Origin of the sequence: Citrobacter sp. SX206 (genome assembly GCF_024181025.1) — a bacterium.
GTDB classification, from domain to species: Bacteria; Pseudomonadota; Gammaproteobacteria; order Enterobacterales; family Enterobacteriaceae; genus Citrobacter; species Citrobacter youngae.
Window position 1 is genome coordinate 4148524 of sequence record NZ_CP049738.1, and the last position, 24440, is coordinate 4172963.

The window sequence follows — 24440 nt, forward strand, 5'->3', positions numbered from 1 at the left end:
ACAGCTTGTGTATAAAAATAAAAACACATTGATATTCAAGAGGGAAAAAATCGTCAAGTGATCGCATTAACAATTTGAAATGATAATTAATTCAATAATTTCAAATAGTTAAAATGATACTATTCACCCAGCGAAGTTTTTTGTATTCCAGGAATAATACCCGAGCCTGTGGATAAGTCTGTTTACAAGAGTATGTCAATGACGAAACAAAACGTCCCCAACGCGATTATTCGTTGTGGATATTTTTATTGGGGTAAGAATTTGGAGCGGGAAACGAGACTCGAACTCGCGACCCCGACCTTGGCAAGGTCGTGCTCTACCAACTGAGCTATTCCCGCATAATCTTCGTCTTTCGAACTGCTACTGCGTTGGCTGCCTTCATTCACCTGAGTCACTTACTTCAGTAAGCTCCTAAGGACTCATTCAGTTGCCGCCTTGTCGCAATTCGAAATCCTGCGATTGGTGGTCTGTGCTTATAAGCACTTTCAAATTTTGGAGCGGGAAACGAGACTCGAACTCGCGACCCCGACCTTGGCAAGGTCGTGCTCTACCAACTGAGCTATTCCCGCTTGGGTGTGTCTTTGCTTTACAAGCATTTTCAAATTTTGGAGCGGGAAACGAGACTCGAACTCGCGACCCCGACCTTGGCAAGGTCGTGCTCTACCAACTGAGCTATTCCCGCAAATCTGTACTGCTTTTGTTGCTGCCGTAACGCGTAATTCTCTGTCGTTACGGGAGGCGCATTATACGAGAAATCCGCTTAGCTGCAACCCCCCGAAAAGCGATTTTCTCATTTTTCTGTTTAAGTGATGAATTTATCGGCAAGTCGTCTAATTTAGCGACAATTCTGCCTCAGTGCAAGCTCACAGGAACGATATTCGTAGGCCGGGTAAGGCGTAGCCGCCACCCGGCAATCCACAAAATCAAAGCTTAATGAAATGTTCGCGATAGTAAGCAAGCTCAGCAACAGATTCACGAATGTCATCCATCGCCTGATGCGTTCCCTGCTTGGTGAAGCCAGCCAGGATCTCCGGCTTCCAACGACGTGCCAGTTCTTTGAGCGTGCTGACGTCCAGATAGCGATAATGGAAATACGCCTCCAGCTCCGGCATGTATTTAAACAGGAAACGGCGATCCTGGCCGATGCTGTTGCCACAGATAGGTGATTTCCCTTCCGGAACCCACTCTTTTAAAAAGGCCAGCGTCGCCAGTTCGGCTTCACGATCGCCCATGGTGCTCGCTTTTACGCGTTCCACCAGCCCACTTCCGGTATGCGTACGTACGTTCCAGTCATCCATTAACGCCAGTTGCTCATCAGACTGATGCACCGCAATTGTCGGTCCTTCAGCCAGGATATTCAGGTTGGCATCAGTCACTAGCGTAGCGATCTCAATAATGCGATCGCGCTCGGGATCCAGACCTGTCATCTCCAGATCGATCCAAATCAGGTTGTTTTCATTGGCACTCATGCTATTTTCCACCCTTCAGACGTCACATTCAGTGTGACTATATTCATCTAAAATTGCGTGTATCATAAATGTTTTGCCCATTATGGGCGACCAGGAGCCAGTCCGATTGAGTAAGAATAAACTCTCCAAAGGCCAACAGCGCCGCGTGAACGCCAATCACCAGCGTCGTCTTAAAACGTCCGCGGAGAAGCCCGACTACGACGACAACCTGTTTGGCGAGACCGCTGAAGGCATCGTTATCAGCCGTTTTGGCATGCATGCCGACGTAGAATCTGCTGACGGGGAAATTCACCGTTGCAACATCCGCCGTACCATTCGTTCGCTGGTTACCGGCGATCGTGTAGTCTGGCGTCCGGGTAAAGCGGCAGCAGAGGGCGTGAATGTTAAAGGGATCGTTGAGGCGGTACATGAGCGTACCTCAGTACTCACTCGCCCGGACTTTTACGACGGGGTGAAACCCATTGCGGCCAACATCGATCAAATCGTAATTGTCTCAGCCATCTTACCTGAGCTGTCACTGAATATTATCGACCGCTATCTGGTGGCTTGCGAAACCTTGCACGTAGAGCCCATCATCGTACTCAACAAAATTGATCTGCTGGACGACGAAGGTATGGCCTTCGTTAACGAGCAGATGGATATTTATCGCCACATTGGTTATCGCGTGTTGATGGTCTCAAGCCGCACTAAAGACGGTCTGAAACCGCTTGAAGAAGCATTAACCGATCGCATCAGCATTTTCGCCGGTCAGTCGGGCGTAGGCAAATCCAGCCTGCTCAATAACCTTCTCGGCCTGCAGGAAGAGATCCTGACCAATGATGTCTCCGACAACTCTGGTCTTGGGCAGCACACCACAACAGCTTCTCGCCTGTACCACTTCCCTCACGGCGGCGATGTCATCGACTCCCCCGGTGTACGTGAGTTTGGGCTGTGGCATCTTGAACCGGAACAAATCACTGATGGCTTTGTCGAATTTCATGACTATTTAGGTCATTGCAAGTACCGCGACTGTAAACATGATGCAGATCCGGGCTGTGCAATTCGTGAAGCTGTCGAGGAAGGGAAAATTGCTGAGGTTCGGTTTGAAAATTATCACCGCATCCTGGAAAGCATGGCGCAGGTAAAAACGCGTAAAAACTTTTCTGATACAGACGACTGACAACTAAGCTAAGCATCGCTAGAATCGTCCCCCTTTTTTCAGGATCCGGCCCACATGCCGGATCGGGAACAAATTATGGCCTGGAGGCTACCTTGTTAAACTCATTTAAGCTTTCGCTACAATACATTCTGCCGAAACTATGGCTCACTCGCCTGGCGGGTTGGGGTGCGAGCAAACGAGCGGGATGGCTGACTAAACTGGTTATCGATCTGTTCGTGAAATACTACAAGGTCGACATGAAAGAGGCGCAAAAGCCGGACACTGCCAGCTATCGCACCTTTAACGACTTCTTTGTTCGCCCGTTGCGCGACGACGCACGCCCGATCAACACCGATCCAAACGTCCTGGTCATGCCCGCTGACGGCGTGATTAACCAGTTAGGCAACATTGAAGAAGACAAACTGCTACAGGCCAAAGGGCACAGCTATACCCTGGAAGCGCTGCTGGCCGGCAACTACCAGATGGCGGACAAATTCCGCAACGGTACGTTTGTGACCACTTACTTGTCTCCTCGCGATTACCACCGTGTACACATGCCGTGTAACGGTATCCTGCGTGAAATGATGTATGTACCGGGCGATCTCTTCTCTGTGAACATCCTGACCGCGCAGAACGTGCCGAACCTGTTTGCCCGCAACGAACGTGTTATTTGCCTGTTTGATACCGAATTCGGCCCGATGGTGCAGATTCTGGTCGGCGCGACCATCGTCGGCAGCATTGAAACCGTATGGGCTGGCACCATTACCCCACCGCGTGAAGGCGTCATCAAACGCTGGACATGGCCGGAAGGCGAAAGCGAAGGGTCGGTGGCGCTGCTGAAAGGTCAGGAAATGGGCCGCTTTAAGCTCGGTTCTACCGTCATCAACCTGTTCGCACCTGGCAAAGTTAACCTGGTTGAGCAGTTGCAGGATCTTTCCGTGACCAAAATCGGCCAGCCGATGGCCATCTCTACCGAGACCTTCGTGACGCCAGAGGCAGAACTCGCGCCATTGCCGAAAGAAGAGATCGAAGCAGAACACGACGCCAGCCCGCTGGTTGACGACAAAAAAGACGAAAGTTAAACATAGGAATCGCTGCTGTGCGCCTGATTATCACTTTTCTGATGGCCTGGTGCCTCAGCCTGGGGGCGTACGCTGCGACGGCCCCCGATGCCAAACAACTCACCCAGGAACTGGAGCAGGCAAAGGCGGCAAAACCCGCTCAGCCAGAAACCGTCGAGGCGCTCCAGTCCGCGCTGAATGCTCTCGAAGAGCGGAAAGGCTCCCTTGAGCGTGCTGAACAATATCAGCAGGTTATCGATAACTTCCCCAAGCTGTCCGCAACATTACGCGCGCAGCTAAACAACCTGCGCGACGAACCGCGTAGCGTACCGACCGGCCTCACGACGGATGCATTAAACCAGGAAATCCTTCAGGTCAGCAGTCAGTTACTGGATAAAAGCCGCCAGGCTCAACAGGAGCAGGATCGCGCCCGGGAAATCGCCGACTCGTTAAGCCAGCTTCCTCAACAGCAAACCGATGCCCGCCGCCAGCTCAATGAGCTTGAGCGGCGCATTGGTACCGCCAACGGCAATTCCGCGCAGAATCAAGCGATGCAAGCTGAATCCGCCAAACTTAAAGCCCAGGTCGATGAACTGGAGCTGGCGCAGCTTTCCGCAAACAACCGCCAGGAACTGGCGCGAATGCGCTCCGAACTGGCAGAAAAGCAGAGCCAACAACTCGACGCTTATCTGCAAGCATTACGCAACCAACTCAACAGCCAGCGCCAGCGTGAAGCCGAACGTGCGCTGGAGAGCACGGAACTGTTGGCAGAAAACAGCGCGGGACTGCCGGAAGGTATTGTCGATCAGTTCAAGGTTAACCGCGAGTTGTCTCAGGCCTTGAACCAGCAGGCGCAACGTATGGACCTGGTCGCCTCGCAGCAGCGTCAGGCCACCAGCCAAACGTTGCAGGTACGTCAGGCCTTGAATACGCTGCGAGAGCAGTCTCAGTGGCTTGGGGTTTCAAATATGCTGGGAGAAGCACTGCGTGCACAAGTTTCTCGTCTGCCAGAAATGCCCAAACCCCAGCAGTTAGATACCGAAATGGCGCAGCTGCGCGTACACCGTATGCGCTATGAAGACCTCCTCAACAAGCAGCCGCAATTACGTCAAATTCACCAGGCCGACGGGCAACCACTAACCGCTGAGCAGAGCAGCATTCTCAACGCCCAGTTGCGCACTCAGCGTGAACTGCTGAACTCTCTGCTACAGGGTGGCGATACGCTGATCCTCGAGCTCACTAAGCTAAAAGTCTCCAATAGCCAACTGGAAGACGCCCTGAAAGAGGTCAACGAGGCGACGCACCGTTATCTGTTCTGGACATCAGACGTCAGCCCCATCTCGCTCTCCTGGCCCGTCGATATTGTTCAGGATCTGCGCCGTCTGATCTCACTCGATACATTTAATCAGCTTGGCAAAGCCACTATCATGATGCTGACCAGCAAGGAAACGCTGCTACCACTGTTCGGTGCACTGGTGCTGGTTGGGTTTAGCCTTTCTTCACGTAAACACTTTACTCGCTTTCTGGAACGTTCATCAGCGCGGGTCGGGAAAGTCACCCAGGACCACTTCTGGTTGACGATACGCACGGTTTTCTGGTCAATACTCGTCGCTTCGCCGTTACCGGTACTGTGGGCAACGCTCGGTTACGGGTTGCAGGAAGCCTGGCCTTACCCGCTGGCTGTTGCTATCGGCGATGGCGTAACCGCCACGGTGCCTATGCTATGGGCGGTAATGATTTGCGCCACCTTTGCGCGTCCCAACGGTCTGTTCATTGCCCACTTTGGCTGGCCACGTAACCGCGTCGCGAAAGCTATGCACTACTACCTGATGAGCATCGGACTGATTGTCCCGCTGATCATGGCGGTGATTATGTTTGATAATCTCAATGACCGGGAATTCTCCGCCTCACTGGGACGTCTGTGCTTTATTCTGATTTGCGGTGCGCTGGCGGTCGTGACCCTGAGCCTGAAACGCGCCGGGATACCGCTGTACCTCGATAAAGAGGGCAACAGCGATAACATGGTCAATAGCATGCTGTGGAATATGCTGATGGGCGCGCCGCTGATTGCTATTCTCGCCGCGGCAGTGGGTTATCTCGCCACATCGCAAGCCCTGCTGGCACGCCTGGAAACATCCGTGGCGATTTGGTTCTTATTACTGGTGGTGTATCACGTCATCCGCCGCTGGATGCTAATTCAGCGCCGCCGCCTGGCGTTTGACCGCGCCAAACATCGACGCGCCGAAATGCTGGCGCAGCGTGCGCGGGGCGAAGAAGAACCACCTCATTCCACCAGCCTTGAAGGTACGATTGATGTAGATGAAAGCGAAGTGGATCTGGATGCAATCAGCGCGCAATCGCTGCGCCTGGTACGTTCTATCCTGATGCTTATCGCCCTGCTTTCGGTTATCGTGCTGTGGTCAGAAATTCATTCCGCTTTCGGCTTCCTGGAAAATATCTCACTATGGGATGTCACCTCCACGGTGCAGGGCGTGGAAAGTTTAGAGCCCATTACACTGGGTGCGGTGTTAATTGCGATTCTGGTGTTTATCATCACGACGCAGTTGGTGCGAAACCTGCCCGCATTGCTGGAGCTGGCGTTGCTGCAGCACCTGGATTTAACCCCCGGCACCGGTTATGCCATCACCACCATCACCAAATATCTGCTGATGCTGATTGGCGGCCTGGTGGGCTTCTCGATGATCGGTATTGAGTGGTCCAAACTGCAGTGGCTGGTGGCGGCTCTCGGTGTCGGGCTAGGCTTTGGCTTGCAGGAGATCTTCGCCAACTTTATTTCCGGCCTGATCATCCTGTTTGAAAAACCAATCCGTATTGGCGACACGGTGACCATTCGCGATCTCACCGGTAGCGTGACGAAAATTAATACCCGCGCCACGACCATCAGCGACTGGGACCGCAAAGAGATCATCGTGCCCAACAAAGCGTTCATCACCGAGCAGTTTATCAACTGGTCACTATCTGACTCGGTCACGCGTGTCGTGTTAACTATCCCGGCGCCGTCGGAAGCTAACAGCGAGGAAGTCACACAAATCCTGCTTACCGCCGCCCACCGCTGTTCGCTGGTTATCGATAACCCGGCGCCAGAAGTCTTTCTGGTTGATCTGCAGCAGGGGATTCAAATCTTCGAACTGCGTATTTATGCCGCAGAGATGGGGCACCGTATGCCACTGCGCCACGAGATACACCAGCTGATTCTGGCAGGCTTCCGCGAGCACGGTATCGATATGCCGTTCCCACCATTCCAGATGCGTCTGGAGAGTCTGGGGGGTAAGCAAACGGGGAGAACGTTAAGTTCTGCGGGCAGAGGCAGTCGCCCGGCGGGAAGTTTGTAATACCTGAGTAGCCCGGACGAGGGGCGCTGGCACCGACACAGGGGAAATCCCGGCGTCACTACGTTAGGCCGGGCTACCAGACTATTGGATTACAGGCAGAACTGGTATCGCAGGAAGAAGCGCCATAGCCAAAAGCAAACCAATACCGTCACCGTCAGTAACTGCCAGAAACTACGCTGCTTCCTGTATGCAATGACATAGATATAGGGAATAAAAAGCGGGAGCGTGAAGATAATACCAGCATCACGGATATCATCACTTTCAACATAGGTCATCAGGTCACAAATATTATTAACCCCCAGCCCATCGATAAACCACTCTTTATCCTGGGTAGAGAAAATAATAATCAGAACGAAACTTACTGTTCCCCAGATAACATTCAGCGATATGGCTTTCGAATTCATTCATCCTCCTCGCATAATTTCCATTATTGCTGTCTTTTTCTCAATAATTCGCCGCCCATACTCACTGTATTCACGCTGTTTAGTACCAACCGGAGCAGAAATAGAATCAGTAATGCTTTGAATTTCTCGTTGGGTACCACGATTATATCTTGAGCCAATAATAATAATTTGCTCATCGGTAAGATGAGCAGTATCTTTCCCAGGGTAACTTAACATAATAAGATCGCGCAAATGAAACGCGACAACCCGAATATTAAAGCGATTATCCAGCAGACAATTCGATAGCTGAAACTGCTCAAAAGAGGTCAACTTATCGGGCCTGATGCCCATCGTGCTAGCGGCCACACCCAGCTGTATTGCGATAGAACCAACTGAAGTAGCATTAGATAAGGCCTTATCCTCCCTTCGCGAGATAGTTTCCAGAATTTGTCTGACTTGTAATACACCCACTGACTTAAATCTTTCTGGCGTCCCCCCACCTCTGCTGCAGCGACACCAGCCAACAACAATAGAGGGATTTGGGCTTCCTCAGCCGATTTTTTTAGCATATTTCTATGATAAACTAACCATGCTGTTTTATATATCCATAAATGTGCAGTCCCTGTATCAAAACGCCAATTTGTTGGAAGAGTTTTCCAACGAAGAAAATCCACACCATTCCAATGTGGAAAACCATAGCTATCGACTTTACAGAAAATAACCGAATCACGCATGTCACTGTCCTTAGCTTAAAAGATAAGTAAACCACTGGATACTACATTAAGCGAGAAACAGAAACATAAAATATCAAAAACATTTAAAGCAATTGATTAAAGATATAATTCACAGTAAATAGCATTTATCTAAAAAATAATTACAACACTAATCTATCGTCCATAAATACCATATTATTTATGGACGATGTGTATGAGTAATAACGTCGCTAACACTCGCACCGGGAAATCCCGGCGTCACTGCGTTAGGCCGGGCTACAGTGTGGGTCTTGTAGGCCTGATAAGCGTAGCGCCATCAGGCAATTCGATGCTGATTGCCGGATGGCTGCATTGCCTTATCCGGCCTACAACGGCCCAATTTACTCTGTCACCAGAACCGGCTGACGGTTAACGCGGCGACTGTAGTTCTGATAGATCGCCATCGCCAGCAGTGAGAAGAAGATCGGGCCACCGGTCATCCACAATGCGCTGTTCCAGTCTCCGGCCTCGATCACTGGCTGAATAATGGTAAATACGTTGGCAAACGTCACCACCAGCACCACCACGCCTGTTGCCAGTAGCGTCGCCGCGCGGGTTTTAAAAATAACAAACGGTCTTTCCAACCCCACGCGGGATTTGAAGAATGGGAATGCCAGCGCCAGGAACAAATACGGCAGCGTCATGGATACGTTCGCCATCAGGGTCAATTTGTTATAGAACGCTGAAGCCGTATCGCCGCCGAACGAAACCAGCAGGATAAACAGGCTTACCAGCAGACACTGCAACCACATTGCGGTCGTCGGCATCCCCACCGCATTCAGTTTGGTCATCGGCGCGGGCCACAATGCCTTCGGCGTACCCTGAATAATCGCTTTCAACGGCGAGTAGCTAAGGGTAAAAAAAGCACCGGTATAGGCAAGGAACATCGAAAGCCCGGTGATACGCGCGAACCATACGCCCATCGCCATCGCGGTCTCAGGGGAAAGATGCAACGCATTACCCAACGTCATCCCGAGGCTCTTCATCAGGATATAAGTAATATTGCCGAGGTTGACCGAGTTATTACTTAATACCTGCTGCCAGTTGGTGCTAACACCCCATAAAAAGATGGCCAGCGAATAACCCACAGAAATCACAATCGCGGCAAAAACAATGCCTTTTGCAAAGTTCTTTTCGGGTTTTTCCGTTTTATCAACTAATCCACCCACGGCCTCTATTCCGCCGTAAGCAAAAATGGCGAATACCACAAATGACAGCATGGACAGACCGGGCTGATATCCCGGATTAGGCGAGGAGATAAAATTAATATTCTGAGCAAAGTGGCCACCAGTTAATAACAAAATAGCGACACTCACTAACAACAGAACTAAATTAAGACACATTACGGCAATTCCGCCTACTGCCGTAATACGGGCAATCTTATTAATACCCCGGGATGCCACGCTGGTCACCAGAATCATCCAGCCAACGGCGAGCAGTCCGACGACTTGCGTAGGCTCAAGCCCCGCGATACGCCAGTGCTGGGTCATGTCTGCGCCAAACAAGAAGGTTGAAAAAGGTACCCAGACTTTCGCGGCAGTACTGACCATCCAGATAACATAGGAGGAGAACCACATAAAGGTGCCGATAAAGGCATAGCGAGGTCCAACGCTATTATTCATCCACGAATAGATTCCGCCCTCTTCTTTCCGATAGGCGGAACCCATTTCCGCCATCATTAAAGCAAATGGAATAAAGAATAATAATGCAGAAAATACATACCATGGAATAGCACTGTATCCCATTAAATAGAAAGCCGAAGGGCTATTGGCAAATCCAAAAACTGACGTAAATATCATAAGGATGAGACCTGGCAGGCTCATCTTCTTTATTGTTTGGGTCATTCAACTATCCCTTACTCTGGCAAACGTTTCGCAAACGCCGCTCACCGATTGGCACCGCTCTCTTTGCAGAGTTCAGCAATTAAAAATCAACACAGAATTGATACCTAAACGATATCAGATATCCAGATGTAAATTGTGGCCATTAGAGGGAAAGTGAAAAAATGTGCTACAAAGTGGCGGTTTTATCGCCACTTTGTATTGTAGAGGGATAACCCGTTATGCACGATCGACGGTAAAGGCGATAACGTCAGCCAGACTCTCAGCGCCCAGCGCCAGCATCACCAGACGGTCAACACCCAGCGCCACGCCAGAGCAATCCGGCATCCCAACCTTCAACGCTTCAAGCAGGTTGGTGTCAATGGGCTGCTGCGGCAGGCCGCGCGCGGCACGTTTACGATTATCCTGCTCGAATCGTTGCTGCTGTTCACGTGCATCAGTCAACTCATGGAAACCATTCGCTAGCTCAATACCTTTGTAATAAACTTCGAAACGCTCAGCCACGCGATGATCTTCGGTACTGATTTGTGCCAGTGACGCCTGACTGGCCGGGAAATGGTACACAAACGTTGGTTTGTCTTTGCCAATATGTGGCTCAACGCCCATTGTAAACAGCAGTTGCAGCAAGGTATCCCGGTCCTCTTCAGTATCCGCGATATTGCTGAGATCCAGCTTCGCCGCCACTTCCCGCAGTTGGGTTTTATCCGCAGACAGCGGGTCAATCTCCAGATGACGCTGGAAAGCTTGCTGGTAAGAAAGGCTTTCGGCAGGTGAACAGTCCAGCACTTGCTGCAGCAAATCATCCACTTCGTTCATCAGGCGATACATGTCGTAGTGTGGGCGATACCACTCAAGCATGGTGAACTCAGGATTATGATGACGTCCCATCTCCTCATTACGGAAGCTGCGACATAGCTGATACACCGGGCCACATCCTGCGACCAGCAGGCGCTTCATATGGTATTCCGGGCTGGTCATTAAATAGAGGTTCATCCCCTGGGAATGACCAGGGCCAACGAAACGCGTTTCGAACGGGAACAGGTGGATGTCCGTTACCGTCGCCTGACTCATGCAAGGTGTCTCAACCTCAAGCACTCCACGATCGGCAAAAAAGCGACGAATCTCCGCTATAATTGCTGCACGTTTTAACAGATTGGGGATGGACGCGCTCGGCTGCCAGGTTGCCGTTTCGCTCATGGTTGTTTCTCCGATTTCAGACAAGGGCACGAAGTCTACTCGTATCGCGCTAGCGAGACAAATTTCACGCGGGAATAATAAACACTGGCTGGCGGGTAAAAAAAGCAACATTGGGTGGTTTAGTAATTAAATTAATCAAATTCAATGATAATTCAGCCCTCTGATACGCTAAAAAAATCGAACACGTCAAATTTCCCTCACATCCCTAAGACTATACTATTGTACCTATAAAGGAGCAGTGGAAACGCGTTCATAACCTGTTTGAATCCGATTAAGCATCTGAATTCGGGCGGGGATGAAATAACAACAATCTGGAGGAATGTCGTGCAAACCTTTCAAGCCGATCTTGCCATTATAGGCGCCGGTGGCGCGGGATTGCGTGCAGCAATTGCTGCCGCACAAGCAAATCCCAACGCTAAAATCGCACTGATCTCAAAAGTGTACCCAATGCGCAGCCATACCGTTGCTGCCGAAGGCGGCTCTGCTGCTGTCGCGCAGGATCATGACAGCTTTGACTACCATTTTCACGATACGGTAGCAGGCGGAGACTGGCTGTGTGAGCAGGATGTCGTGGATTACTTTGTCCACCACTGCCCAACTGAAATGACGCAACTGGAACAATGGGGCTGCCCATGGAGCCGCCGTGAAGACGGTAGCGTCAACGTACGTCGCTTCGGCGGCATGAAAATCGAGCGTACCTGGTTTGCCGCGGATAAAACCGGCTTCCACATGCTGCATACGCTGTTCCAAACTTCTTTGCAGTTCCCGCAAATTCAGCGCTTTGATGAACACTTCGTTCTGGATATCCTGGTGGACGACGGTCATGCTCGCGGCCTGGTCGCCATGAACATGATGGAAGGCACCCTGGTACAAATCCGTGCTAACGCAGTCGTGATGGCAACGGGCGGCGCGGGTCGTGTTTACCGTTACAACACCAACGGCGGCATCGTAACCGGCGACGGTATGGGCATGGCGCTGAGCCACGGCGTTCCGCTGCGTGATATGGAATTCGTTCAGTATCACCCAACAGGTCTGCCTGGTTCCGGTATCCTGATGACTGAAGGCTGCCGTGGTGAAGGTGGTATTCTGGTCAACAAAAATGGCTACCGTTATCTGCAAGACTACGGCATGGGTCCAGAAACTCCGCTGGGCGAGCCGAAAAACAAATACATGGAACTCGGTCCGCGTGACAAAGTTTCTCAGGCTTTCTGGCACGAATGGCGTAAAGGCAACACCATCTCCACCCCACGTGGCGATGTTGTTCACCTCGACCTGCGCCATCTCGGCGAGAAAAAACTGCTCGAACGTTTACCGTTCATCTGCGAACTGGCGAAAGCCTACGTGGGTGTCGATCCGGTTAAAGAACCGATCCCGGTACGCCCGACCGCACACTACACCATGGGCGGTATCGAAACCGATCAGCACTGCGAAACCCGTATTAAAGGTCTGTTCGCGGTGGGTGAATGTTCCTCTGTTGGTCTGCACGGCGCTAACCGTCTGGGCTCTAACTCCCTGGCGGAACTGGTGGTCTTCGGTCGTATGGCCGGTGAACAAGCTGCGGAACGCGCTGCAACAGCTGGCGCTGCAAACAGTGCAGCTCTTGATGCACAGGTTGCTGGCGTTGAAAAACGTCTGAAAGATCTGGTTAACCAGGAAGGTAACGAAAACTGGTCTAAGATCCGTGACGAAATGGGTATCTCCATGGAAGAAGGTTGCGGCATCTACCGTACACCGGAACTCATGCAGAAAACCGTTGATAAGCTGGCGGAACTGCAGGAGCGCTTCAAGCGCGTACGTATCACTGATACTTCCAGCGTATTCAACACCGACCTGCTGTACACCATTGAACTGGGTCACGGCCTGAACGTTGCCGAATGTATGGCGCACTCCGCGCTGGCACGTAAAGAATCCCGCGGCGCGCACCAGCGTCTGGATGAAGGCTGCACCGAGCGTGACGACGTGAACTTCCTCAAACATACCCTCGCCTTCCGCGATGCTGACGGCACGACTCGCCTGGAATACAGCGACGTGAAAATCACCACTCTGCCACCGGCTAAACGTGTTTACGGTGGCGAAGCGGAAGCAGCCGATAAGAAGGAGAAGGCGAATGGCTGAGTTGAAAAACCTGAAAGTTGAGGTGGTGCGCTATAACCCGGAAACCGATACCGCGCCGCACAGTGCTTTCTATGAAGTTCCTTATGATGAAACCACGTCTCTGCTGGATGCGTTGGGCTACATCAAAGATAACCTGGCACCAGACCTGAGCTATCGCTGGTCCTGCCGTATGGCAATTTGCGGCTCTTGCGGCATGATGGTCAACAACGTGCCGAAACTGGCGTGCAAAACCTTCCTGCGTGATTACACCAACGGTATGAAGGTTGAAGCGCTGGGCAACTTCCCGATTGAACGCGATCTGGTCGTCGATATGACGCACTTCATCGAAAGTCTGGAAGCGATCAAGCCGTATATCATTGGTAACCCGCGTACTCCGGATCAGGGTCCAAACACCCAGACTCCGGCGCAGATGGCGAAATATCATCAGTTCTCCGGTTGCATCAACTGCGGTCTGTGCTACGCCGCGTGCCCGCAGTTCGGCCTGAACCCTGAGTTCATTGGACCGGCTGCGATTACGCTGGCGCATCGTTACAACGAAGATAGCCGCGACCACGGTAAGAAGGAGCGTATGGCTCAATTGAACAGCCCGAACGGCGTCTGGACCTGTACTTTCGTGGGCTACTGCTCCGAAGTCTGCCCGAAACACGTCGATCCGGCTGCGGCCATTCAGCAGGGTAAAGTTGAAAGTTCAAAAGACTTTCTTATCGCTACCCTGAAACCACGCTAAGGAGTGCATGATGACGACTAAACGCAAACCCTATGTGCGGCCGATGACGTCCACCTGGTGGAAAAAGCTGCCATTTTATCGCTTTTACATGCTGCGCGAAGGCACGGCAGTTCCGGCAGTCTGGTTCAGTATTGAACTGATTTTCGGCCTGTTTGCTCTGAAGCATGGTGCTGAGTCCTGGATGGGCTTTGTCGGCTTTTTGCAAAACCCGGTGGTGGTCATCCTCAACCTGGTTGTCCTGGCTGCAGCACTGCTGCATACCAAAACCTGGTTTGAGCTGGCACCGAAAGCCGCCAACATCATCGTAAAAGACGAAAAAATGGGGCCAGAGCCGATCATCAAAGGTCTCTGGGTAGTTACTGCGGTAGTGACCGTAGTCATACTGTATGTAGCCCTGTACTGGTAAGGAGTCCGGGATGATTAATCCAAATCCAAAACGCTCTGACGAACCTGTATTCTGGGGTCTGTTTGGTGCAGGTGGTATGTGGGGCGCAATCATTGCGCCGGTAGTGGTTCTGCTGGTTGGTATTATGCTGCCGCTGGGTCTGTTCCCGGGCGATGCGCTGAGCTATGAGCGCATTATGGCATTTGCCCAGAGCTTCATCGGACGCGCATTTCTGTTCCTGATGATCGTTCTGCCGCTGTGGTGTGGTTTACACCGTATGCACCACGCTATGCATGACCTGAAAATCCACGTGCCTGCTGGCAAATGGGTATTCTACGGCCTGGCTGCTATCCTGACCGTTGTAACAGCGATTGGCATTCTGACTATCTAATCGCAGTTGTTACCTATTAGGCCCGCCACTGGCGGGCCTTTTTATTTGTGCAATACCCCGATCAGCCAACGAGAAAACTCGCGCATCGCAGGTGTCTCCGGGCGAGATTGCAAACGCGTTATCCAGTAACTCCCCAGATCAATCTGCGTTAAAAACGGCTGTACGATACGCTCACTACTGAGTAAATGCGTGAACATTCTGACCGGGGCGATTGCCACACCAATCCCCGCCTGCGCGGCTTCCAGCATGGTGACCGACGAGTCAAACACCACCACGTTGTGCGTCGGTGACGGCGGCGCTTCTCCAGCGGCCTGCATCCACAGCGCCCATTCATCACGACGATACGATCGTAATAGAGGAAATTTCAGGATATCTGCAGGAGTCTGAATCTGAGAGGCCAGCTCGGGTGAACAAAGCGGAGACATCAGCGCGCTACATAAATATTGCGCATCAGTATCGTGCCAGGCTCCCCCTCCGTAGCGAATGGTATAATCCAGCCCCTCTGCAGCAGGATCAACACGGTTATTATGCGTAGAAAGCTGTAAATCGATATACGGATAACACCGTTTAAAATCGTGTAGAAGTGGGAAAAGGCAACCCACCGCAAAAGTGCCCACCACACCAATTTTCAGTTTTTCCTGAGACTGGTTACCGGCAAAGCGGTCTAACATCGCCGCCATACGATCGAAAGAATCATTAAGTACAGGTAACAGACTCTCACCTTCTGTCGTGAGCATCAGGCCTCGTGAAACGCGAATAAAGAGCTGACAATTCAACTGCTGCTCCAACGCTTTCACATGCTGGCTGATGGCAGAATGCGTTACATTCAGCTCAATTGCTGCGCGGGTAAAGCTGAGATGCCTGGCGGCCGCTTCAAAAGCCCGTAGAGAATTAAGTGGGATATAGCTACGCGTCATCATCTAACCCGTTAGAAAAACTTATATCTGCTGCTAAATTTAACCGTTTGTCAACACGGTACAAATCAAACAAACTGGTCGCGTCTGATGGGCCCGGACACCCTTTCGCTTTTTATTACGGAAATGATTTCATGATGAAAAAATCGTTATGCTGCGCACTACTGCTGACAGCCTCTTTCTCAACGTTTGCCGCCGCAAAAACAGAACAACAGATTGCCGATATCGTTAATCGCACCATCACCCCGTTGATGCAGGAGCAGGCTATTCCGGGTATGGCCGTGGCCGTTATCTACCAGGGAAAACCGTATTACTTTACCTGGGGTAAAGCTGATATCGCCAATAATCGTCCGATTACACAGAACACACTGTTCGAACTCGGTTCAGTCAGTAAGACCTTCAATGGCGTGCTGGGCGGCGATGCGATCGCCCGCGGCGAAATCAAACTCAGCGATCCGGTCACCCGGTACTGGCCGGAACTCACAGGCAAACAGTGGCAGAACATTAGTCTGCTGCACTTAGCCACATACACGGCAGGTGGCCTGCCGCTTCAGATCCCCAACGAGGTGACGAATAAAACCGCATTACTGCGCTTTTATCAAAACTGGCAACCCCAGTGGGCCCCGGGTGCTAAACGTCTCTATGCTAACTCCAGCATTGGTCTGTTTGGCGTACTGGCGGTGAAACCCTCTGGAATGAGCTACGAAGAGGCGATGATCAGACGCGTCCTGCAGCCATTAAAACTCACACACACCTGGATTACCGTTCCGCAGAACGAGCAACGAGATTATGCCTGGGGCTATCGCGATGGCAAGCCCGTACATGTTTCGCCGGGCCAGCTTGATGCCGAAGCGTATGGTGTGAAATCCAGCATTATGGATATGGCTCGCTGGGTTCAGGCCAATATGGACGCCAGCCACGTGCAGGAGAAAACCCTGCAGCAGGGCATCGGGCTCGCACAGTCACGTTACTGGCGCATTGGTGAGATGTACCAGGGCTTAGGCTGGGAAATGCTTAACTGGCCGGTAAAAGCAGACACTATTATCAACGGCAGCGACAGTAAAATCGCTCTGGCGGCGCTTCCGGCCGTTGAGGTAAACCCACCTGCCCCCGCAGTAAAAGCCTCCTGGGTACATAAAACAGGTTCGACTGGCGGATTTGGTAGTTATGTGGCTTTTATTCCGGAGAAAAATCTTGGCATCGTGATGCTGGCCAATAAAAGCTACCCGAATCCTGCTCGCGTCGACGCGGCATGGCGCATCCTTGAAAAACTGCAGTAACCGGCGTTGAGGTCCGCTCCGTCGGGCCTCCTTTCTTCCACTTCTTTTCCTGCTGTCATCTACACTTAACAAAAATACAGCAAGGAATATCCCATGTGCATTCTGCCCGTTGTTGCTGCAGTTACGGCTGCATTTCTGGTTGTTGCCTGCAGTTCTCCTACACCGCCGAAAGGCGTTACCGTGGTGAATAACTTTGATGCCAAACGCTATCTCGGCACCTGGTATGAAATTGCGCGTTTCGACCATCGATTCGAACGTGGGCTGGAAAAAGTGACCGCAACCTACAGCCTGCGCGATGATGGTGGGCTCAACGTCATCAACAAAGGCTATAACCCGGACAGGGAAATGTGGCAAAAAACGGAAGGCAAAGCCTATTTCACCGGCGATCCTGGCCGGGCTGCTCTTAAGGTCTCGTTCTTTGGCCCTTTCTATGGTGGGTATAACGTGATTGCTCTCGATAGGGAATATCGTCATGCGCTGGTCTGCGGCCCGGATCGCGACTATCTGTGGATCCTCTCTCGCACCCCAACGATTTCAGATGAGATGAAACAGCAGATGCTGGCAGTCGCGACCCGGGAGGGATTTGAGGTGAATAAGCTGATTTGGGTGAAACAGCCTGGCGCTTAGTGAGTGCTCAGCTTCAGACCAATAATGCCAGCAACGATCAGCCCAAGGCTCAGCAAACGCGCCGGGCTGGCAGATTCACCCAGCAGCAAAATCCCTGTAATGGCCGCCCCGACGGCGCCAATGCCGGTCCAGACGGCATAAGCCGTACCAACCGGTAGCGTTCTCATCGCCCAGGAAAGCATAGCGATACTGACGATCATCGCCGCAATGGTGATAATACTTGGCGTTAAACGGGTAAAACCGTGGGTATATTTCAGACCAATAGCCCAGACAACTTCAAGCAGGCCCGCGATAAGTAAAACGATCCAGGACATGACTGGCTCCAGTACACAATGGGGCCGTCCCCGGGTGAAAGATGCGTTTGCAGGTCGTCCTGCAAAGCGGATGTATGAAATGGCATTTTTGCCCGGGAGAAAATGAATTTCAACCTTTTTATTCATTGCTTACTTAAAGCAAGAATTAAGCCCAATTAGAGGCGTAGTTCCCGCATTTGGCTCACATTGGACTTCTCTATGATGAAGAGCTTTCTGAACTCAGAAAGCCATTTGATCCTCTTCTGAATGCGAAAGGTTTATGCTTAAAATTTTAGTGATTGACCGGTGCCACTTCACCCGCACAGGGATAGAGGCCTTGCTTAATCATTCTGGTATGTTCAACTCTTCATTTCTGGTGTCAGGGATTAATAATCTGATGTTGGCTAAAGAGCATATTTTGCAGTGGAAGCCACATCTGGTAATCGCAGATTTATGTAGTTTTCTCAGCGATATTCACTCCAGCCCCCCCATCGCACCATTTTTTATGAGCTGCGGCGCCATCCCGCTGATTTTACTACAATCAGGCGACCGATCGCATAACCCAATCGATCCCCCTCACTCTGCCGTTCACTCGACATTGTCCAAACACATCGCGTTGCATGATCTTTCGCGCACGATCCAGAATGCACTACAGATCCGCCCCGTATTGGATACACCTAAAAATGCCACACCGCTGCTTACACCACAGGAAGAGAAGGTACTGTCGTTGTGGATGGATGGCGTTGATAACAATGCAATAGCCGCCGCGCTCTGCATTCATGGTAAGACGGTATACACCTATAAGCGAAATATCCGTATGAAGCTGCACCTGGGGAACCGCTTTTCACCGTTTCTCTCTCTACCTGAGAAGATGAATTAACGGTACGACGGTGCGTCGTACCGTTCATAGCTATTGCTGAGCCTTTGTCGCTGCACCAGAAATGGCACTACCGCCCTCAGAAATATCCTGACCTACGCCTCGCGTCGTATTACACGCCGTTAATACGGAAGAAAGTACCAACACAGAAAAGATCGCAGCAATTGTCTTCTTAACCATAACGTCTTCCTTTTTTAGCCAATATTGTTTGTGTATAGCTACTTAATAATAGACAAGATCCGGGGGGGTGACGGATAAACGACCGTTTTTAAGACAACATGAGGGGACTAGCTGGCAGCGTGAGAAATTGAATTACCGAGATGTTTGATATCTTCACCGAAGCCGCGCGCCGTATTACAGCCCGCCAGGAGGGTGCTGGTGAAAAGGATAAGCATTACAAGACCGAGAAGACGTTTCATCATTCCTGCCCTGGAAAAGTATGGCGCAGCAATCTGCACCCACATCTTAGAAATACGCAAAATCATTCAGGCCGCCTGATGCAGCCTGAAAGATGAAGAATATTACTTCACGCGGGATACGTATTCGCCAGAGCGGGTATCCACTTTGATGACTTCGCCGATCTGTACGAACAGCGGAACTTTAACCACTGCACCGGTGGACAGCGTCGCTGGTTTACCACCAGTACCTGCAGTGTCACCTTTCAGACCTGGGTCGGTTTCAACGACTTCCAGCTCAACGAAGTTCGGCGGAGTCACGGAGATCGGCTGACCGTTCCACAGGGTCACGATGCATTCAGCCTGGTCCAGCAGCCATTTAGCGTTATCGCCTACCGCTTTCTCGTCAGCAGCCAGCTGTTCGAAAGTGGTGTTATTCATAAAGTGCCAGAACTCACCGTCGCTATACAGGAAAGTCAGGTTCATGTCGGCTACGTCTGCGCCTTCAGCGGAGTCGGTAGACTTGAAGGTTTTCTCTACGCGAGTACCGGTCAGCAGGCGACGCAGCTTAACGCGCGCAAACGCCTGGCCTTTACCTGGTTTAACGAATTCGCTGGCTTCAACCGCATAAGGTTCGCCGTCCAACATGATTTTAAGACCAGCACGAAAATCGTTGCTATAGTACGTTGCCATAAGGCCCTCTGAAAATTGTTAACTGGTAGCTAAGCCACAAAATGGCGCATATTGTAACCCTAAATACCCCATCCAGAGAAGATTGGTTATCGCAACTTGCCGATGTTGTGACCGATCCTGATGAACTTCTGCATCTTTTGAATATAGACGCAGATGAAAAACTGTTGGCCGGACGCGATGCGAGACGGCTTTTCGCCCTGCGCGTACCGCGTGCGTTTATTGCCCGCATGGAAAAAGGCAATCCAGACGATCCGCTTTTGCGTCAGGTACTTACTTCTCAGGAAGAGTTCGTTTCCGCACCGGGCTACTCGACCGATCCACTGGAAGAGCAGCACAGCGTCGTTCCTGGATTACTGCACAAATATCGCAACCGGGCGCTATTGCTGGTTAAAGGCGGTTGTGCGGTAAATTGTCGCTATTGCTTCCGCCGACACTTCCCGTATGCTGAAAACCAGGGCAATAAGCGCAACTGGCAGGTCGCCCTGGACTACATTAGCGCACATCCTGAGCTGGATGAGATTATCTTCTCCGGTGGCGATCCGTTAATGGCCAAAGACCATGAACTGGACTGGTTGCTCACGCAACTGGAAGCCATCCCGCATATTAAGCGTCTGCGAATTCACAGCCGTTTGCCGATTGTTATCCCGGCGCGTATTACTGAAGGACTGGTCGAGCGTTTTGCACACTCTTCCCTGCAGATTCTGCTGGTCAATCACATTAATCACGCGAACGAAATTGATGAGACATTTCGTCAGGCAATGGCCAGCTTGCGTAAAGTGGGTGTCACATTGCTTAACCAAAGCGTCCTGCTGCGTGGCGTGAACGACAACGCACAAACGCTGGCAAACCTGAGCAATGCACTGTTTGATGCGGGCGTAATGCCCTATTACCTGCATGTACTGGATAAAGTGCAGGGAGCCGCTCACTTTATGGTGAGTGACGATGAGGCACGGAAAATCATGCGAGAGCTGCTGACGCTGATTTCAGGCTATATGGTCCCAAAACTGGCGCGCGAAATTGGCGGTGAGCCAAGTAAAACGCCGTTGGATTTGCAGTTACGCCAACAATAGTCATTATTGAGTGTCCGATTTCGGACACTCGGCACGATTACTTATCATTTCAATTCCAACAAGTGGAGCCACACTTTTAATCTGTGCTATTTTAATTAGCGCTGTAAAATCATTCATTCGTAAATTTTATCAATAGTTTCAAATGCAGAACATCAATAAATATATGGTTAGGGAGAACCTTTGATGGCTATCAGTATTAAAGGTATTAATACCGGCGTTATTCGTCAGAAGAATGAATTTGTTGCTTTGGCATTAAAGATAAAAGAACCAAGAAATAAAGAGTCGCTGTTTTTTCTTTCTCCGCTTGGGCTAAGAGACTTGTTTATTGCTCTGGAAAGCAAGCTATACGCCAAACATCAACTAAGCGAAGACGAGCGTGTGAAATATGAGAAAGAATGCGAGAAAGCCAGCAAAAAGATGCACGAAAATATTCCTTTAATTCAGGAAGATGAGTTAAAGAATGCGGATATTAACCGTCGCATAAATTCACTGACGTTAGTGGATGATAAAGGGGAGAACTTAGCATTTTCTCTGACGTTGCATGACGGGAAAACAGATGAATTACTGGTTAATGAATTACAGATTCAGGTGTTGGCGCATGCAATTATTCATGCAATAAATAATGCTGGCATGCGGGATTTAGCGCTACGAATTACATCGCTGCTGGATTTCCTGCCGCTGTACGATGTGGATTGCCAGCAAAACGACAATCTGGAATACGATTCTTATACACAACCCGAATGGAAACATAACCTGTTTAATCATTATCTGGCGATTATTTACCGCTATACGGATGATAAAGGAAAATTCCAGTACTGTGGTTCGGTAGTAAAAACTCGCGCCGCTTCCGGCAGTAAAGAGGCCGAAGCCATTACCCGTCGTCTGCTCGATTTCAGCCCACGGCTGAAAAAACTTGCCGGCGTGCCGTGCCAGGTGTTTGTCAGAACGTTGACGGGTGATAAGACGCAAAAGCTCAATCAGGATCAGTGCCTGCGCGCGCTGCATCATTTACGCGTTCAGTCTGCGCATAAGACTCAGAATGCCTGATGGCGCTGCGCTTATCAGGCCTACGATTGCATGAGCCTGTCCAGGCCACTTTATTACACAAAATCATTCAATCTGCATCGCGGCGGCAAGCGAAGAAAATCCCCAGGAGCATAGATAACTATGTGACTGGGGTTTCACAGCGCAGCCAACAAAGAGGCTGGTTGAAGGATGAAGTGTAATCAGTTAGGGCACTTATAAACCTGCCCAATCATCTCACTGGCGGTAGGAACAAAGCTGGACAGCATTCCCTGCGATGGGCTGCTGACGCCATAAATCACGTTACCGCCCATTGCCGCAGCCTGGTTACGCAGATCGTTTGCTGCGCCACGCATTGAGCCGCCCTCTTCGCCGTGCTGGCCAGAAAGCCAGTTGCTTTGCTTACCGGTTGCCGTGCCTATCAGTTGGCACTCTGCGCCAGGCTTGTCTTCGACAAAGCGTACGCTTTGCCCGGCTGAACTCAGTTCGTTGCTGGAGCTACAACCCGCCATCAGTAGCGCGGCACCAACGATCCCTGCTAAATATTTCACGTGCATGTCATTCCCCATAATCAATTAGTTGGACGTTATGTCCGTAGCTGAATCATATACTAAAAAGATGACCAAAAGAAAAACCCCCGGACATTTCTGCCCGGGGGTTTCTCAATTCTGGGAGATGAGCACCCAAATCATTCTGGTTGCAGGAAGGCGGCCAGTTTGTTAATCCCGAGGAGCTTACTCAAGTAAGTGACTGGGGTTAGCAAACGCAGCCAACGCATCTGCAGCCTGAAGGATGCAGGGTGTGGGCAATTACATCATGCCGCCCATACCACCCATGCCGCCCATACCACCAGCAGCACCTAAGTCAGGTGCATCGCCTTTCGGCAGGTCGGTAACCATGCACTCGGTGGTGATCATCAGACCCGCAACAGAAGCCGCGTACTGCAGAGCAGAACGAGTTACTTTGGTTGGATCCAGGATACCCATGTCGATCATGTTGCCGTATTCTTCAGTTGCAGCGTTGTAACCGTAGTTACCGTCACCAGCTTTCACGGTGTTAGCCACTACAGACGGCTCTTCGCCGCAGTTCAGTACGATTTGACGCAGTGGGGATTCCATTGCGCGCAGCGCAACTTTGATACCTACGTTCTGGTCTTCGTTCTGACCTTTCAGGCCGGCAATTTTAGACGCTACGCGAATCAGCGCAACACCACCACCAGCAACCACGCCTTCTTCTACCGCAGCACGGGTAGCGTGCAGGGCATCTTCAACGCGGGCTTTCTTCTCTTTCATTTCAACTTCAGTCGCAGCACCAACTTTGATAACCGCAACGCCGCCTGCCAGTTTCGCTACGCGCTCCTGCAGTTTTTCACGGTCATAGTCGGAAGTTGCTTCTTCGATCTGCTGACGAATCTGAGTCACGCGACCCTGGATTGCAGCTTCGTCGCCCACGCCATCGATGATGGTGGTGGTATCTTTGTTGATAACAACGCGTTTCGCCTGACCCAGATCTTCCAGAGTTGCTTTTTCCAGCTCCATACCGATCTCTTCAGAGATAACGGTACCACCGGTCAGGGTAGCGATATCCTGCAGCATTGCTTTACGACGATCGCCGAAGCCAGGTGCTTTAACCGCAGCGACTTTCACGATACCGCGCATGGTGTTAACAACCAGAGTTGCCAGCGCTTCGCCTTCAACATCTTCAGCGATGATCAGCAGCGGTTTGCCTGCTTTCGCAACGGCTTCCAGAACCGGCAGCATTTCGCGGATGTTGGAGATTTTCTTATCAGCCAGCAGGATGAACGGGCTTTCCAGTTCTACTGCGCCAGTTTCCGGCTTGTTGATGAAGTAAGGAGACAGGTAGCCACGGTCGAACTGCATACCTTCAACTACGTCCAGTTCGTCCTGCAGACCGGTACCGTCTTCAACGGTGATCACGCCTTCTTTACCGACTTTGTCCATCGCTTCAGCGATCAGTTTACCTACGGTTTCGTCGGAGTTAGCGGAGATGGTACCAACCTGAGCAATAGCTTTAGAGTCGGAGCACGGTACGGACAGTGCTTTCAGTTCTTCAACGGCAGCAGCGACAGCTTTGTCGATACCACGTTTCAGATCCATCGGGTTCATGCCCGCAGCAACAGCTTTCAGGCCTTCAGTGATGATGGACTGAGCCAGTACGGTTGCGGTGGTGGTACCGTCGCCTGCAGCGTCGTTCGCTTTAGAGGCAACTTCTTTCACCATCTGCGCACCCATGTTTTCGAACTTGTCTTCCAGTTCGATTTCACGTGCTACGGAAACACCATCTTTAGTGATAGTCGGTGCACCGAAAGATTTATCCAGAACTACGTTACGGCCTTTTGGACCGAGGGTAACTTTCACTGCATCTGCCAGTACATTCACGCCGCGCAGCATTTTCACACGAGCGTCGTTACCGAATTTTACGTCTTTAGCTGCCAT

At 51.1% G+C, this 24440-nt stretch carries 23 protein-coding genes, 3 tRNA genes and 1 pseudogene; 12 read left to right on the forward strand and 15 right to left on the reverse strand.

Features of this window, described 5'->3' with window-relative positions; all coding sequences use genetic code 11:
- Positions 1–262: 262 nt before the first annotated feature.
- From G8S19_RS20050 to orn, 4 genes are all read right to left on the reverse strand, one after another.
- Positions 263–338, reverse strand: a tRNA-Gly gene (locus G8S19_RS20050).
- 155 nt (positions 339–493) lie between these two features.
- Positions 494–569, reverse strand: a tRNA-Gly gene (locus tag G8S19_RS20055).
- Positions 570–606: 37 nt separating this feature from the next.
- Positions 607–682 (reverse strand) — tRNA-Gly (locus G8S19_RS20060).
- A 241-nt stretch (positions 683–923) separates the two neighbouring features.
- A complete protein-coding gene (orn, locus tag G8S19_RS20065; protein ID WP_003839477.1) occupies positions 924–1469 on the reverse strand; it encodes an oligoribonuclease in 546 nt (181 codons plus the stop codon).
- Between the two features lie 106 nt (positions 1470–1575).
- On the opposite strand from orn, the gene rsgA reads away from it, so the two are divergent.
- From rsgA to mscM, 3 genes are all read left to right on the forward strand, one after another.
- Positions 1576–2628: a small ribosomal subunit biogenesis GTPase RsgA gene (gene rsgA, locus G8S19_RS20070; protein WP_061067093.1), complete on the forward strand. Its 1053-nt coding sequence runs from the start codon at positions 1576–1578 to the stop codon at positions 2626–2628.
- Between the two features lie 92 nt (positions 2629–2720).
- Positions 2721–3689, forward strand: coding sequence for an archaetidylserine decarboxylase (asd, locus tag G8S19_RS20075; RefSeq protein ID WP_101743325.1), 969 nt, complete (start codon positions 2721–2723; stop codon positions 3687–3689).
- 17 nt (positions 3690–3706) lie between these two features.
- Positions 3707–7021, forward strand: a complete 3315-nt coding sequence (gene mscM / locus G8S19_RS20080) for a miniconductance mechanosensitive channel MscM (RefSeq protein WP_124020799.1) — start codon at positions 3707–3709, stop codon at positions 7019–7021.
- 89 nt (positions 7022–7110) lie between these two features.
- Here mscM and G8S19_RS20085 read toward each other — a convergent pair whose 3' ends face one another.
- From G8S19_RS20085 to epmA, 4 genes and pseudogenes are all read right to left on the reverse strand, one after another.
- Complete coding sequence (locus tag G8S19_RS20085) at positions 7111–7425, reverse strand: YjeO family protein (RefSeq protein ID WP_003025555.1); 315 nt, start codon at positions 7423–7425, stop codon at positions 7111–7113.
- A pseudogene (locus G8S19_RS20090) lies at positions 7426–8138 on the reverse strand (hypothetical protein).
- A gap of 359 nt (positions 8139–8497) precedes the next feature.
- The gene (gene yjeM, locus G8S19_RS20095; RefSeq protein ID WP_253685792.1) at positions 8498–10000 is read right to left on the reverse strand and encodes a glutamate/gamma-aminobutyrate family transporter YjeM; all 1503 of its coding nucleotides are present in this window, start codon (positions 9998–10000) and stop codon (positions 8498–8500) included.
- A 216-nt stretch (positions 10001–10216) separates the two neighbouring features.
- The gene (gene epmA / locus G8S19_RS20100) at positions 10217–11194 is read right to left on the reverse strand and encodes an elongation factor P--(R)-beta-lysine ligase (protein ID WP_048212905.1); all 978 of its coding nucleotides are present in this window, start codon (positions 11192–11194) and stop codon (positions 10217–10219) included.
- A gap of 324 nt (positions 11195–11518) precedes the next feature.
- Here epmA and frdA point away from each other — a divergent pair, with 324 nt between their 5' ends.
- Genes frdA through frdD form a run of 4 tightly spaced genes read left to right on the forward strand, consistent with a single transcriptional unit; the run spans position 11519 to position 14812 of the window.
- Positions 11519–13309 (forward strand): fumarate reductase (quinol) flavoprotein subunit, encoded by a 1791-nt coding sequence (gene frdA, locus G8S19_RS20105; RefSeq protein WP_048212906.1) that lies wholly within the window; start codon positions 11519–11521, stop codon positions 13307–13309.
- Complete coding sequence (gene frdB, locus G8S19_RS20110) at positions 13302–14036, forward strand: fumarate reductase iron-sulfur protein (protein ID WP_048212907.1); 735 nt, start codon at positions 13302–13304, stop codon at positions 14034–14036. The genes frdA and frdB overlap by 8 nt, the downstream gene beginning before the upstream one ends.
- A gap of 10 nt (positions 14037–14046) precedes the next feature.
- Entirely contained in the window at positions 14047–14442 is a 396-nt protein-coding gene (gene frdC / locus G8S19_RS20115; RefSeq protein WP_048212908.1) for a fumarate reductase subunit FrdC, read from the forward strand.
- Between the two features lie 10 nt (positions 14443–14452).
- Positions 14453–14812 carry a fumarate reductase subunit FrdD gene (gene frdD, locus G8S19_RS20120; RefSeq protein ID WP_048212909.1) on the forward strand — a complete coding sequence of 120 codons (360 nt, stop codon included), beginning with the start codon at positions 14453–14455 and terminating at the stop codon, positions 14810–14812.
- 41 nt (positions 14813–14853) lie between these two features.
- Here the strand turns inward: frdD and ampR are convergent, their stop codons facing one another.
- Positions 14854–15729 carry a LysR family transcriptional regulator AmpR gene (gene ampR / locus G8S19_RS20125; RefSeq protein WP_101743239.1) on the reverse strand — a complete coding sequence of 292 codons (876 nt, stop codon included), beginning with the start codon at positions 15727–15729 and terminating at the stop codon, positions 14854–14856.
- Between the two features lie 131 nt (positions 15730–15860).
- Between ampR and blaCMY the strand changes: the two genes are divergently transcribed.
- Together blaCMY and G8S19_RS20135 are read left to right on the forward strand one after the other, a co-directional pair.
- Positions 15861–17006 (forward strand): CMY-2 family class C beta-lactamase, encoded by a 1146-nt coding sequence (blaCMY, locus tag G8S19_RS20130; protein WP_253685794.1) that lies wholly within the window; start codon positions 15861–15863, stop codon positions 17004–17006.
- A 93-nt stretch (positions 17007–17099) separates the two neighbouring features.
- Positions 17100–17633, forward strand: a complete 534-nt coding sequence (locus G8S19_RS20135; RefSeq protein ID WP_253685796.1) for a lipocalin family protein — start codon at positions 17100–17102, stop codon at positions 17631–17633.
- Here the strand turns inward: G8S19_RS20135 and sugE are convergent.
- A complete protein-coding gene (gene sugE, locus G8S19_RS20140) occupies positions 17630–17947 on the reverse strand; it encodes a quaternary ammonium compound efflux SMR transporter SugE (RefSeq protein WP_000118520.1) in 318 nt (105 codons plus the stop codon). The two genes, G8S19_RS20135 and sugE, sit on opposite strands and share 4 nt — an antisense overlap.
- Before the next feature lie 259 nt (positions 17948–18206).
- On the opposite strand from sugE, the gene G8S19_RS20145 reads away from it, so the two are divergent.
- Positions 18207–18806 (forward strand): LuxR C-terminal-related transcriptional regulator, encoded by a 600-nt coding sequence (locus tag G8S19_RS20145; protein ID WP_048212914.1) that lies wholly within the window; start codon positions 18207–18209, stop codon positions 18804–18806.
- A 30-nt stretch (positions 18807–18836) separates the two neighbouring features.
- On the opposite strand, the gene ecnB is transcribed toward G8S19_RS20145, so the two are convergent.
- The 3 genes from ecnB to efp all read right to left on the reverse strand — a co-directional run bounded on the left by ecnB (position 18837) and on the right by efp (position 19891).
- A complete protein-coding gene (ecnB, locus tag G8S19_RS20150; protein ID WP_003025482.1) occupies positions 18837–18983 on the reverse strand; it encodes a lipoprotein toxin entericidin B in 147 nt (48 codons plus the stop codon).
- Between the two features lie 107 nt (positions 18984–19090).
- On the reverse strand, positions 19091–19225 hold the full coding sequence (gene ecnA, locus G8S19_RS20155; RefSeq protein ID WP_040232999.1) for a lipoprotein antitoxin entericidin A: 135 nt from the start codon (positions 19223–19225) through the stop codon (positions 19091–19093).
- 99 nt (positions 19226–19324) lie between these two features.
- Positions 19325–19891 carry an elongation factor P gene (gene efp, locus G8S19_RS20160; protein WP_003025478.1) on the reverse strand — a complete coding sequence of 189 codons (567 nt, stop codon included), beginning with the start codon at positions 19889–19891 and terminating at the stop codon, positions 19325–19327.
- A gap of 41 nt (positions 19892–19932) precedes the next feature.
- On the opposite strand from efp, the gene epmB reads away from it, so the two are divergent.
- Complete coding sequence (gene epmB / locus G8S19_RS20165) at positions 19933–20961, forward strand: EF-P beta-lysylation protein EpmB (protein WP_048212915.1); 1029 nt, start codon at positions 19933–19935, stop codon at positions 20959–20961.
- Between the two features lie 183 nt (positions 20962–21144).
- The gene (yjeJ, locus tag G8S19_RS20170) at positions 21145–22008 is read left to right on the forward strand and encodes a YjeJ family protein (RefSeq protein WP_253685798.1); all 864 of its coding nucleotides are present in this window, start codon (positions 21145–21147) and stop codon (positions 22006–22008) included.
- Between the two features lie 179 nt (positions 22009–22187).
- On the opposite strand, the gene G8S19_RS20175 is transcribed toward yjeJ, so the two are convergent.
- Positions 22188–22541: a DUF4156 domain-containing protein gene (locus G8S19_RS20175; protein ID WP_003025468.1), complete on the reverse strand. Its 354-nt coding sequence runs from the start codon at positions 22539–22541 to the stop codon at positions 22188–22190.
- A gap of 252 nt (positions 22542–22793) precedes the next feature.
- Complete coding sequence (gene groL / locus G8S19_RS20180) at positions 22794–24440, reverse strand: chaperonin GroEL (protein WP_003025464.1); 1647 nt, start codon at positions 24438–24440, stop codon at positions 22794–22796.

Excerpts from the sequence above, each read along its gene's own strand:
- G8S19_RS20145 (WP_048212914.1), top strand. The coding sequence starts at position 18,207 with ATGCTTAAAATTTTAGTGATTGACCGGTGCCACTTCACCCGCACAGGG.
- frdC (WP_048212908.1), top strand. The coding sequence starts at position 14,047 with ATGACGACTAAACGCAAACCCTATGTGCGGCCGATGACGTCCACCTGG.
- ampR (WP_101743239.1), bottom strand. The coding sequence starts at position 15,729 with ATGACGCGTAGCTATATCCCACTTAATTCTCTACGGGCTTTTGAAGCG.
- G8S19_RS20135 (WP_253685796.1), top strand. The coding sequence starts at position 17,100 with ATGTGCATTCTGCCCGTTGTTGCTGCAGTTACGGCTGCATTTCTGGTT.
- G8S19_RS20085 (WP_003025555.1), bottom strand. The coding sequence starts at position 7,425 with ATGAATTCGAAAGCCATATCGCTGAATGTTATCTGGGGAACAGTAAGT.
- yjeM (WP_253685792.1), bottom strand. The coding sequence starts at position 10,000 with ATGACCCAAACAATAAAGAAGATGAGCCTGCCAGGTCTCATCCTTATG.
- orn (WP_003839477.1), bottom strand. The coding sequence starts at position 1,469 with ATGAGTGCCAATGAAAACAACCTGATTTGGATCGATCTGGAGATGACA.
- ecnB (WP_003025482.1), bottom strand. The coding sequence starts at position 18,983 with ATGGTTAAGAAGACAATTGCTGCGATCTTTTCTGTGTTGGTACTTTCT.
- sugE (WP_000118520.1), bottom strand. The coding sequence starts at position 17,947 with ATGTCCTGGATCGTTTTACTTATCGCGGGCCTGCTTGAAGTTGTCTGG.
- G8S19_RS20175 (WP_003025468.1), bottom strand. The coding sequence starts at position 22,541 with ATGCACGTGAAATATTTAGCAGGGATCGTTGGTGCCGCGCTACTGATG.
- yjeJ (WP_253685798.1), top strand. The coding sequence starts at position 21,145 with ATGGCTATCAGTATTAAAGGTATTAATACCGGCGTTATTCGTCAGAAG.
- frdD (WP_048212909.1), top strand. The coding sequence starts at position 14,453 with ATGATTAATCCAAATCCAAAACGCTCTGACGAACCTGTATTCTGGGGT.
- blaCMY (WP_253685794.1), top strand. The coding sequence starts at position 15,861 with ATGATGAAAAAATCGTTATGCTGCGCACTACTGCTGACAGCCTCTTTC.
- ecnA (WP_040232999.1), bottom strand. The coding sequence starts at position 19,225 with ATGATGAAACGTCTTCTCGGTCTTGTAATGCTTATCCTTTTCACCAGC.
- epmA (WP_048212905.1), bottom strand. The coding sequence starts at position 11,194 with ATGAGCGAAACGGCAACCTGGCAGCCGAGCGCGTCCATCCCCAATCTG.
- frdB (WP_048212907.1), top strand. The coding sequence starts at position 13,302 with ATGGCTGAGTTGAAAAACCTGAAAGTTGAGGTGGTGCGCTATAACCCG.
- epmB (WP_048212915.1), top strand. The coding sequence starts at position 19,933 with ATGGCGCATATTGTAACCCTAAATACCCCATCCAGAGAAGATTGGTTA.
- efp (WP_003025478.1), bottom strand. The coding sequence starts at position 19,891 with ATGGCAACGTACTATAGCAACGATTTTCGTGCTGGTCTTAAAATCATG.
- groL (WP_003025464.1), bottom strand. The coding sequence starts at position 24,440 with ATGGCAGCTAAAGACGTAAAATTCGGTAACGACGCTCGTGTGAAAATG.